This window comes from Catellatospora sp. NPDC049111 (assembly GCF_040648615.1).
Taxonomy (GTDB): domain Bacteria; phylum Actinomycetota; class Actinomycetes; order Mycobacteriales; family Micromonosporaceae; genus Catellatospora; species Catellatospora aurea.
Genome location: NZ_JBEZEB010000005.1, coordinates 161,313 through 170,932, shown reverse-complemented (window position 1 = coordinate 170,932; position 9,620 = coordinate 161,313). Strand labels below are relative to the sequence as shown.

Here is a 9,620-nt window from a genome sequence, read left to right as displayed (position 1 = left end):
GCCACGAACTTACCGACATGCCGGGCGGGCGCGCGACCCGTGGCGTGCCCGCCGTCGGTGACGTGCGGACCCTGGACGAGCTGGCCGGGCTGCTGCGTGGGCTGCGCCGTCGCCACGCCCGCCGTAGTGCCGCGCCGCAGCTGTCCTATCGGGACCTGGCCGCCGCGACCGGCTGGTCGCACGGCATCATCGGGGAGTACCTGACCGGCCGGGTGCTGCCGCCCACGGACCGGTTCGACGTGCTGGTCCGGCTGCTCGGGGCGGCGCCCGCCGAACAGGGCGCGCTGGCCACCGCCCGGGACCGGGTCGAGGAGCTGCGCCGCCCGCGCGGGCCCGTGCCTCGGCAGCTGCCCGCCGAGGTGCCGGGTTTCGCCGGTCGCGAAGCGGAGCTGTCCGCACTGGACGCGCTGCACGCGGTGGGTGGCTCGACCGTGTCGGTCGTGTCGGGCACCGGCGGGGTCGGCAAAACCGCGCTGGCGCTGCGCTGGGCGCACCGGGCCGCGGGCCGGTACCCCGACGGGCAGCTGCACCTCGACCTGCGCGGTTACAGCCCCGGGCGGCCACTGCCGGCCTCCGACGCGCTCGGGGTGCTGCTGCGCGCGCTCGGGCTCGGCCGCGCGGAGATCCCGGCCGGGGCCGACGAGCGGGCGGCGGCGTACCGCAGCCTGCTGGCGGGACGGCGGATGCTGGTGCTGCTGGACAACGCACACAGTGCCGCGCAGGTGCGGCCGCTGCTGCCCGGCGCGGCCGGTTGTGCGGTGCTCGTGACCAGCCGTGACGACCTGGCCGGGCTGGTCGCGCGGGACGGGGCGCGCCGGGTGCGGCTGGAGGTGCTGCCTGCGGCCGAGTCGGTCGCGCTGCTGCGCACGCTGCTCGGCGACCGGGTCGACGCCGAGCCCGCCGCGGCGGGCCTGCTGGCGGCGCGCTGCGCCGGGCTGCCGCTGGCGCTGCGGGTCGCCGCCGAGGTAGCCGCGGCGCGGGCGTCGGCCGGGCTGGGTGCGATAGCGGCGGAGCTGACCGGCGTGGCCGCGCTGGACACGCTGCAACTGCCCGACGACCCGCCGTCGGCGGTGCGCACCGTGCTGTCCTGGTCGCACCGGCACCTCACCGTGCCGACGGCGCGAGCGTTCGCGGTGCTCGGGCTGTATCCCGGCCGGGACGTCGACGCCCCGTCGCTGGCCGCGCTCGCCGAGGTGAGCTTCGAGGCGGCGGAGCGGGCGCTGGCGGATCTGGTCCGGGCGCACCTGGTCGAGCCGTCCGCGGCCGGGTGGGCGATGCACGACCTGCTGCGGGCGTACGCGAACGAGCTGGCGCTGTCCGAGCTGACCGTGCCGGAACGCCGGGACGCGGTGACCCGGCTGCTGCGCGACCACCTGGCGGCGGCCGCGGCCGCGATGGACCTGCTGTTCCCGCATGAACGCCCGACCCGCCCGGCGGTCGGAGCCTCGGCCCGGCCGCTGCCGTTCGCGGCTGAGCCCGGCGCGGCTCGGCGCTGGCTCGACATCCGGCGAGGTGAGCTGGTGCGGCTGGCGGTGTTCGCGGCCGGGCACGACCGTGCCGCCGACAGCGCCGGGCTGTCCAGCCTGCTCTGGCGGTACTTCGAGGTGGGCGGGCATCACGAGGAGGCGCTCGCGGTGCACACCGGGGCGCTGGCGGCGCTGGCCCCCGCGGCCGCCGAGCGGGCCGCGGTGCTGGCCAACCTGGGCACGATCCACTGGTGGCTGGGCGCTTACGGGCAGGCGCGGGACGAGTTCGCGGAGTCGGTGCGCGGGTTCGCGGCGGCCGGTGACGGGCCGGGGCAGGCGCGGGCGCTGTCGCGGCTGGCGGCGGTGCACGAGCGGTTGGGGGCGTACGCCCAGGCGATGGAGTGTCTCGGCGAGGCGCTGGGGATGGCGCGGACGTCCGGTGACCGGCATGGCGAGGCTTCACTGCTGCTCAACCGGGGTTCGCTGCATCGGCGGCTGGGCCGGTGCGCGCACGCGGTCGCGCACCAGCGCCGTGCTGCGGGGATCTTCGCCGGGCTCGGCGACGTGCGGTTGGAGGCGTACGCGCTGGGCAACCTGGGGGTGACCTACGAGTTGCTCGGCCGGTACGACGAGGCGGCAGGCGCGTTGGAGCGGGCGCTGGCGGGCTGCCGGGCGGCCGGTGATCCGGCCGGTCAGGGCTCGGCGCTGGCGGCGCTCGCGTCGGTGCGCCGGCGGACCGGCCGTCACGCCGAGGCGCTCGACCTGCTGGGCCGGGCGCTGGCCGCGGGCCGTCAGACCGGTGACCGGGGGCTGGAGACGGAGGCCCTCAACGGGCTCGGCGAGACCCTGCTGGCGCTGGGCCGCTGCGGGGACGCGGGCGAGCGCCACCGCGCCGCGCTGGCGCTGGCCGAGCGCACCGGCGATCGTTTCGAGCAGGCCCGCGCCCTGGAGGGCCTCGGCGACACGATCGCGGCGGGACAGGCGGGGGCCGCGCGGGAGTTCTGGCGGCGGGCGCTGGTGATCTACACCGACCTGGGTGTGCCGCGGGCTCGGCTGCTGCGTGAGCGGGTCTAGCAGGGCACGCCGTTGAGGGTGAGGTCGGTGGGGATGTCGGTGGCGGGGGCGGCGGCGGTCCAGCCGAAGCCGAGGGTCGTGCCGGCCGGGATGCGCGCGTTCCAGGGCATGTTGACGGCGATGGCGGTGCGCGGGTCGGGCTGGGTGATGCGGGACTGCCATACGCCGTGGATGGTGGTGTCGGCGGGGAAGGACCAGCTCAGCACCCAGCCGTCGACGGCGGGGCCGGTGTTGGCGAGCTGGACCGATGCGCTGAACCCGCCGGGGTAGGCGGTGAGCAGGTAGGCGCAGTCGACGCCGCCGCCCTGGGCGTGGGCCGGTGCGGTGAGTGCCGTCGCGGCGAGCACGGCCGCGCCGGTGACCGCGGCCAGCCGTACGAGTACGCCGTTCATCCCGCCTCCTTCGATCGACGGCAGTCTACGGCCGGCGGCGACGGTGGGTGGGATCGTTCCCACGGATCGGGCGGTCAGCCCACTTTGCGCGCGGCGGCGATGAACTCCCTGATCAGGGCTTCGCTCTTGACACCGCGAGCGGATTCGACGCCGCTGGACACGTCCACGCCGCGCGCCCCGGACAGCCGGATCGCGTCGGCGACGGTGTCGACGCCCAGCCCGCCGGCGAGGATCCAGCCGTCGCCGAGGCCGCGTCCGCGCAGCATCGCGTAGTCCCAGGCGCCGCCGGAGCCGGGTTCGGTGGCGTCGACCAGCAGCAGGTCCTCGCCGTACGCGCCGATGCGCAGGTCGGGGGCCTCGTAGCTGACCGCCCGCACCAGGGTCAGGCCGAGGTCGGCGACGGCGGCGAAGTCGGCCCGGGTGTAGTCGCCGTGCAGTTGCAGCGCCCGCAGGCCGGTGTCGCGGACCAGCTCTCGCACGGTCGCGATGTCCGCCCCGGCGACGACCGCGACGGTCAGCACCTGCGGCGGGACGGCGGCGGCCAGGCGGCGGGCGGTGTCCGGGGTGACCTGGCGCGGGCTGCGGGTCAGCACGAAGCCGACCGCGTCCGCGCCGGCTTGCACGGCGGTGGCGACGGTCTCGGCGGTGGACAGGCCGCAGATCTTCACGAACACGGGTGCCTCCGCTCAGGCTTGTCCGGTGATGCGGGCCAGGATCTCGCGGGCGGTGTCGTCGGGGGCCTCGTCCGGGATCCAGTGGCTGACCCCGGACAGGTTGACGAAGCGGTAGTCGCCGGTGACGTACGCGGCGCAGCTCTCGGCCGCCTTCGGGCCGATGGCCCAGTCGCCGTCGCTCCACAGGAACGTGGTCGGCACGGCGACCTTGCCGGCCGGGGTGAAGCCCGCGCCGAGGGTCAGGGCCCGGTACCAGTTGAGACCGCCGGTGAGGCGGGCCCGGTCCAGCATCGGGGTGACGAAGCGCTCGACGCGGTCGGCGGGCACCCCGGTGAAGATCTCCCGCAGCCGCCGTCCCTCGTCCTCCAGCAGCAGGTCCTCTGCCTTGCCCTCCTGCTGGAACAGTCCGATGTAGGCCGAGCGCTGCTGCTGGTCGGGGTCGGTGGCGATGGTCTTGGCGAACGCGACCGGGTGCGGCACGGAGATCGCGGTGAGGGTGGGCACCCGGTCGGCGTGCTCGGCGGCCAGGTGCCAGGCCACCACGGCGCCCCAGTCGTGGCCGACCACGTGCGCGCGATCCACGCCCAGGGCGTCGAGCACTCCGAGGGCGTCGGCGACGCATTCGCCGACGAGGTAGTCGGCGACCGCGGACGGTCGCGCGCCGGGGGAGTAGCCGCGCTGGTCGAACGCGTAGGTGCGGATGCCGGCGTCGTGCAGGCGGTCGGCGACCTGTTCCCATTCGCCGGCGTGCTGCGGGAAGCCGTGCAGCAGCAGGGCGACCGGCCCGTCCTCCGGGCCGCCCGCTTGGACGTCGAACACCAGGCCCCGCGCGGCGATCTGCATAACGGCCAGCCTAGTACGGCGGCGCTGCGTCGATCATGCGGTGGTGTTGGCGGTTCCTTCACGGCGGGTTCACACGAGCGGGTGAAGATCATGGGGCAGGCCGTTGGAAATGATTCGGCACACTGGGATCAGGGCAGAAGGTAGACAGGTGGAGGTGAACTGATGTCCGAGACGCGCCGCCCGCCGACGCCGCAGGAGCCGGGCCCGGCAGCAGAGCAGCTGGCCAGCCTGTCGCGCGCCGAGTCCGCCCTGGCCCGGACCTGGCTGCGCGACGATGCGGGCACGGCGCAGGGGCGGATCAGCACTGCCGGGCTGCTGCTGATCTGGGTGCTGCCGGCGCTGGTTGTGGCGGGTGTGCTGGGGCTGGCTGAGGTCATGCCGCTGTGGGCGGCGGTGCTGTGCGTGGCGGCTGCGCTGGTGCTGCTCGGCATCGGGCTCGGGCTGGCGGGCCGGTCGCGCGGCAGGCGGGCAGGGGAGCGGGTGGCGCAGCAGACGTGGCGGCCGCTGCGCGAGGACGCGGCCGGGCTCGACCAGTCCCGTCCGGCCCCCGGTGATCTGGAGCGCAGCGGCGGCTGAGCCGGTCAGGGGCTGCTGATCCAGCGGTCGCGCAGGCTGGCCAGGATGGTCACCGAGACGACCAGCAGGATGAGGCTGAGCACGATCGCCGCTTCGAGGTCGGTCTCCAGCGCCAGGTACACGGCCAGGGGCATGGTCTGCGTACGCCCCGGGAAGTTGCCGGCGAACGTGATCGTCGCGCCGAACTCGCCGAGCGCCCGTGCCCAGCAGAGCACCGCACCGGCGGCGATGCCCGGCGCGACCAGCGGCAGGGTGACCCGCCGGAAGGTGGTCCAGCGGCCCGCGCCCAGTGTCGCGGCGGCCTCCTCGTAGCGGGTGTCCGCGCCGCGCAGCGCACCCTCCACGGCGATGACCAGGAACGGCATCGCCACGAACGCTTCGGCGACGACGACCCCGGCGGTGGTGAACGGCAGGGTGAACCCGAAGGTCTCGTCGAGCCAGGATCCGATCAGGCCGCGGCGGCCGAACAGCAGCAGCAGCGCCACACCGCCGACCACGGGTGGCAGCACCAGCGGCACCGTGATCAGTGCGCGGGCGAGCCGCCGACCGGGGAACTCGACCCTGGCCAGCAGCCAGGCCAGCGGCACGCCGAGCAGGATGCAGCAGACCGTGGCCAGCGAGGCGGTGAGCAGCGACAGGCGCAGCGCGGCGAGGATCGCGGGCTCGGCCAGGTGCTGGGTCAGTTCGCCCCACGGGGTGCGCAGCAGCAGCGCGACCAGGGGCAGCACCAGGAACGCCAGTCCCAGCCCGGCGGGCAGGAACAGGAAGAACGGGATGCGCCGCCGGCCGTGCCGGCGCTGCGGTGCCGCCGCGCCGGGGTGCTGGGTGTGCTCGACGGTCATGGGCTCAGATTACGGAGACTGGAACCCGGCCGCGGTCAGCACGGCCTTCGCGGGCTCGGACTGCAGGTAGGCCAGGAACGCCTCGGCGCCGGCCTTGTTCGGGGCGTCCTTGAGGGCGACGACGGGGTAGTCGTTGATCGCGGTCGCGGACTCGGGGAACTCGATGCCGTCCACGTCGGCGGCGGCGGCCTTGGCGTCGGTGCGGTACACCAGCGCGGCGTCGACCTCGCCGAGCTTCACCTTGGACAGTGCCGCCTTGACGTCCTGTTCGAGGGTGACGGGGGTGACTTTGACCCCGGCGGTGTCGAGGGCCTTCTTCGCTGCGGCTCCGCACGGGACCTGTTCGGCGCACAGCGCCACCTTCAGGTCGGGCTTGCTGAGGTTCTCCAGCGTGGTGATGCCCTTCGGGTTGCCTTTCGGCACCGCGATGACGAGCTGGTTCTTGACGAACACGACCGGGGTGCCGGCCGCGTCGCCGGCGTCGACGACGGTCTTCATGGTGGCCGGGCTGGCGGCGGCGAACACGTCGGCGGGCGCGCCCTGGGTGATCTGGGTGGCCAGCGCGGAGCTGCCCGCGAAGTTGAACGTCACCTTCGTGCCCGGGTTCGCCGCCTCGAAGTCCTTGCCGATCTTCGTGAACGCCTCGGTGAGCGAGGCCGCCGCGAACACGGTGACGTCGCCGGAGACGCCGCCGCTGGTCGCCGGGGCCGGGGTCTGGCCGCCGCCGCACGCGGTGGCCGTCATGGCCGCGGCCAGCGCGAGCGCGGTCAGCGCCGCGCGGATCCCTGTGCTGCCCATTCGCTTCCTCCCCTGGATGCGCCGGCCCGTCCGACACCAGCCGCCAGCATCACCCTACTGGTCGCATCAGCGAGGTGGTATAGCGAAAATGGCTCTCTGTTGCGCGGACACCAGCGCGATCGTGTTTGCATCTGCATGATGGGGTCATGGCTCGGGCAAAGGACCGGTTCCTGGTGTTGGCGTTACGCGCCGGTGGGCCGTCCTGATCCGGCCAGGGTGTCGCGGACCGGTACGCCGTCCTTCATGATCACTTTTAGGTTGGCCGGATCGGCGAGCAGGTCCAGGTCGGTCAGCGGGTCGCCGTCGACGAGCAGCAGGTCCGCGTACGCCCCGGGCCGCACCACGCCCAGCGGGGCCGGGTAGGGGTCGCGTGGCCCGGACATGGCCAGCAGCGCGGCGTTCTCCGACGTCGCCATCCGCAGCACCTCGGCCGGGGAGAACCAGCGGCCGAGTTTGGCCAGCTGCGCGCCCTGGCGGGTGGCCAGCCGGGCGTCGAACAGGGTGTCGGTGCCCCAGGCCAGCCGCACCCCGTGCTTGCGGGCCAGCCGGTACGCGGTCTCGGTGCCGTCGGTGACCGCGAGCTGCTTCTCACGCCCGCCCGGGTCGGTGATCGGGACGGCGTCGGCGTCGTCGAGGAACGGCTGCATCGACCACCACACGCCACGTTCGGCCATCAGTGCGGCGGTCTCGTCGTCGAGCAGGTGCCCGTGCTCGACGCAGCGCACCCCGGCCCGGACCGCCTGCTGGATCGAGGCCGGGGTGTAGGCGTGCACCATCACGTACGTGCCCCAGTGCCCGGCCGCCTCGACCGCCGCAGTCAGCTCCGCGAACGTGTACTGGGTGACGTCGATCGGGTCGTACGGCGACGCGACGCCGCCGCCGGCCATCACCTTGATCTGGCTCGCGCCGCGCATCAGCTGCTCGCGGGTCGCCCGCAGGACCGCGTCGACGCCGTCGGCGATGGCCGCGGTGCCGGTGCGCTCGACCATGCTCAGCGGCGCGCCCGGCTCACGCGGCACCTCCAGCAGCGAGCGGAAGTCGCCGTGTCCGGCGGTCTGGCTGATGAACGCGCCGCTCGGGTAGATGCGCGGGCCGGTGACGAGGCCTTCGTCGATGGCCCGTTTGAGGGCGAACACCGGCCCGCCCGCGTCGCGTACGGTGGTGAACCCGCGCAGCAGGGTCCGTTCGGCCTCGCGGGCGGCGACGATCTGCAGGTAGCCGGGGTCGGCGGTGGCCAGGACCGGCAGCGGCACGGCAGCCATCATGGCGTGCCAGTGCGCGTCGATGAGCCCCGGCATCAGCACCCGGCCGCCGCCGTCGATGGTGCGCCCGTCGGCCCGGTCGTCGGGCGGCCGGCCCACGCCGGTGATGAGGCCGCCCGCGACGGTGACGGTGGTGGGCGGGGACAGCGCCGGGTCGACCCCGTCGAACACCCGGACGTCGTGGAACTCCGTCACCTGGTCATGTGCCATCTGTCGAGTGTCGCGGCCGCGGCCGGGCCCGCGCTGCCGAACGGGCCGGAGAGTTGTCGCATGCGGCCGGTACCGTCCCGCTGCGCCCTGCGGAGGAGGTAATCGGTGGGCACCTGGGACTCGGGTCCGTTCGACAACGACAGTGCCGCCGACTGGTGTGGTCACCTGGATGACGCCGATCCTGCCGACCGGTTGGGCATCGTGCGGCAGGCACTGGCCGTCGTGGCGGACCACACCGGATACCTCGACGACCGGCTCGGGGTGCGCGCGATCGCGGCGGCCGCGGTCATCGTGTCGCAGCGGCCCGGTGCGGAGCCGCTGACCTCGCCGTACGCCCCGGATTTCCTGCTGGAGGGGGAGAGCCTGGTGGTTCCCGAGGACATCGCGGCGCTCGCGGTCAGGGCCTTGGACCGGGTCGTCGGCGAGGACTCGGAGTGGCGCGAGCTGTGGGAGGACACCGGTGACGCCGCGGACGCGCTCGCGGTGGTCGGCGACCTGCGTACGGCGCTGGCGGCCGCGCCGTAGCCGGTTAAGGTGAGGCATGTCCGGCCGACCCTCCATTGCCGACGTCCGTGACGTGCTGGCCGTCCACCTGCCCGGTCACCGGATCGGCACCGTGGTCGAGCTGGGCGCGGGACTGGAGAACGTGGCGTACGAGGTCGACGGCGCGCTCGTGGTGCGGTTCAGCAGGGAGCCCGACCCGGTGCGGCGCGCCGAGTTGGTCGGGCACGAGGCCCGGCTACTGGCGGCGGTGGCCCGGGTCAGTCCACTGCCCGTGCCCGAACCGGTGTTCGCGGCCCCTGAGCTGGGCTGCCTGGCCTACGCGAAGCTGCCCGGCGTGCCGCTGCCGGAGTCGCCGGGCTGGGTGGAGCACGGCACGTCGATCGCGGCGATGCTCGGGGAGTTGCTCGCAGTGCTGCATGCCGAGCCGGTCGACGCTTGGCGCGGGCTGGTGGACGTCGACGACCAACCCCCGGCCGAGTGGCTCCGTGAGGCGGCCGAGCTGCACGAGGTGGTCGCCGAGCACGTCCCGGTGGCACACCGCCGCGCGGTGCAGGCGTTCTTCGAATCACCACCCCCCGAGCGGGGCCACGACCTCGTGTTCTCGCACAACGACCTGGGCATCGAGCATGTGCTCGTCGACCCGGCCGAGTGGACGGTCACCGGGGTCATCGACTGGAGCGACGCCGCGCTCGTGGACCCGGCCTACGACTTCGGACTGCTCCACCGGGATCTCGGCCCGGCGGCGCTGCGGGCGGTCCTGGCACGCTATCCGGCCGCCGCCGACGTCCCGGCGCTCGTCGAGCGGGCGGTCTTCTACGCCCGGTGCAGCGTCTTCGAGGACCTGGCCTACGGCGTGGACACCGGCCGGGTCGGCTACCTCGACCGGGGCGTGGGCGCGATGGCGTGGCTGTTCCCCGCCTGAACGCGTGACCTGCGCCTACAGGTCGCAAATGTTGGGAAGGGCACCTTCTACATCGCG

General features: G+C 74.3%; 10 protein-coding genes. 4 read left to right on the top strand and 6 right to left on the bottom strand.

The features are described from left to right. Window positions 1-17: 17 nt before the first annotated feature. Window positions 18-2,540, top strand: a complete 2,523-nt coding sequence (locus AB0B66_RS09670) for a tetratricopeptide repeat protein (RefSeq protein WP_360525651.1) — start codon at window positions 18-20, stop codon at window positions 2,538-2,540. On the opposite strand, the gene AB0B66_RS09665 is transcribed toward AB0B66_RS09670, so the two are convergent. The 3 genes from AB0B66_RS09665 to AB0B66_RS09655 all read right to left on the bottom strand — a co-directional run bounded on the left by AB0B66_RS09665 (window position 2,537) and on the right by AB0B66_RS09655 (window position 4,449). After that, the gene (locus AB0B66_RS09665; RefSeq protein ID WP_360525648.1) at window positions 2,537-2,932 is read right to left on the bottom strand and encodes a cellulose binding domain-containing protein; all 396 of its coding nucleotides are present in this window, start codon (window positions 2,930-2,932) and stop codon (window positions 2,537-2,539) included. The two genes, AB0B66_RS09670 and AB0B66_RS09665, sit on opposite strands and share 4 nt — an antisense overlap. 74 nt (window positions 2,933-3,006) lie before the next feature. Next, window positions 3,007-3,606 (bottom strand): phosphoribosylanthranilate isomerase, encoded by a 600-nt coding sequence (locus tag AB0B66_RS09660; RefSeq protein ID WP_360525645.1) that lies wholly within the window; start codon window positions 3,604-3,606, stop codon window positions 3,007-3,009. A 12-nt stretch (window positions 3,607-3,618) separates the two neighbouring features. After that, window positions 3,619-4,449, bottom strand: a complete 831-nt coding sequence (locus tag AB0B66_RS09655) for an alpha/beta hydrolase (RefSeq protein WP_360525642.1) — start codon at window positions 4,447-4,449, stop codon at window positions 3,619-3,621. A gap of 162 nt (window positions 4,450-4,611) precedes the next feature. Between AB0B66_RS09655 and AB0B66_RS09650 the strand changes: the two genes are divergently transcribed. Continuing rightward, the gene (locus tag AB0B66_RS09650; protein ID WP_360525639.1) at window positions 4,612-5,025 is read left to right on the top strand and encodes a phage holin family protein; all 414 of its coding nucleotides are present in this window, start codon (window positions 4,612-4,614) and stop codon (window positions 5,023-5,025) included. 5 nt (window positions 5,026-5,030) lie between these two features. On the opposite strand, the gene AB0B66_RS09645 is transcribed toward AB0B66_RS09650, so the two are convergent. From AB0B66_RS09645 to AB0B66_RS09635, 3 genes are all read right to left on the bottom strand, one after another. Further along, window positions 5,031-5,867, bottom strand: a complete 837-nt coding sequence (locus AB0B66_RS09645; RefSeq protein WP_360525636.1) for an ABC transporter permease — start codon at window positions 5,865-5,867, stop codon at window positions 5,031-5,033. Window positions 5,868-5,876: 9 nt separating this feature from the next. After that, complete coding sequence (gene modA / locus AB0B66_RS09640; protein WP_360526305.1) at window positions 5,877-6,611, bottom strand: molybdate ABC transporter substrate-binding protein; 735 nt, start codon at window positions 6,609-6,611, stop codon at window positions 5,877-5,879. 236 nt (window positions 6,612-6,847) lie between these two features. Next, entirely contained in the window at window positions 6,848-8,137 is a 1,290-nt protein-coding gene (locus tag AB0B66_RS09635) for an amidohydrolase family protein (RefSeq protein WP_360525633.1), read from the bottom strand. Between the two features lie 105 nt (window positions 8,138-8,242). Here AB0B66_RS09635 and AB0B66_RS09630 point away from each other — a divergent pair, with 105 nt between their 5' ends. Together AB0B66_RS09630 and AB0B66_RS09625 are read left to right on the top strand one after the other, a co-directional pair. After that, entirely contained in the window at window positions 8,243-8,662 is a 420-nt protein-coding gene (locus tag AB0B66_RS09630; protein ID WP_360525630.1) for a DUF4259 domain-containing protein, read from the top strand. A gap of 16 nt (window positions 8,663-8,678) precedes the next feature. Further along, window positions 8,679-9,563: a phosphotransferase gene (locus AB0B66_RS09625; protein ID WP_360525627.1), complete on the top strand. Its 885-nt coding sequence runs from the start codon at window positions 8,679-8,681 to the stop codon at window positions 9,561-9,563. The last annotated feature ends 57 nt before the right edge of the window (window positions 9,564-9,620 follow it).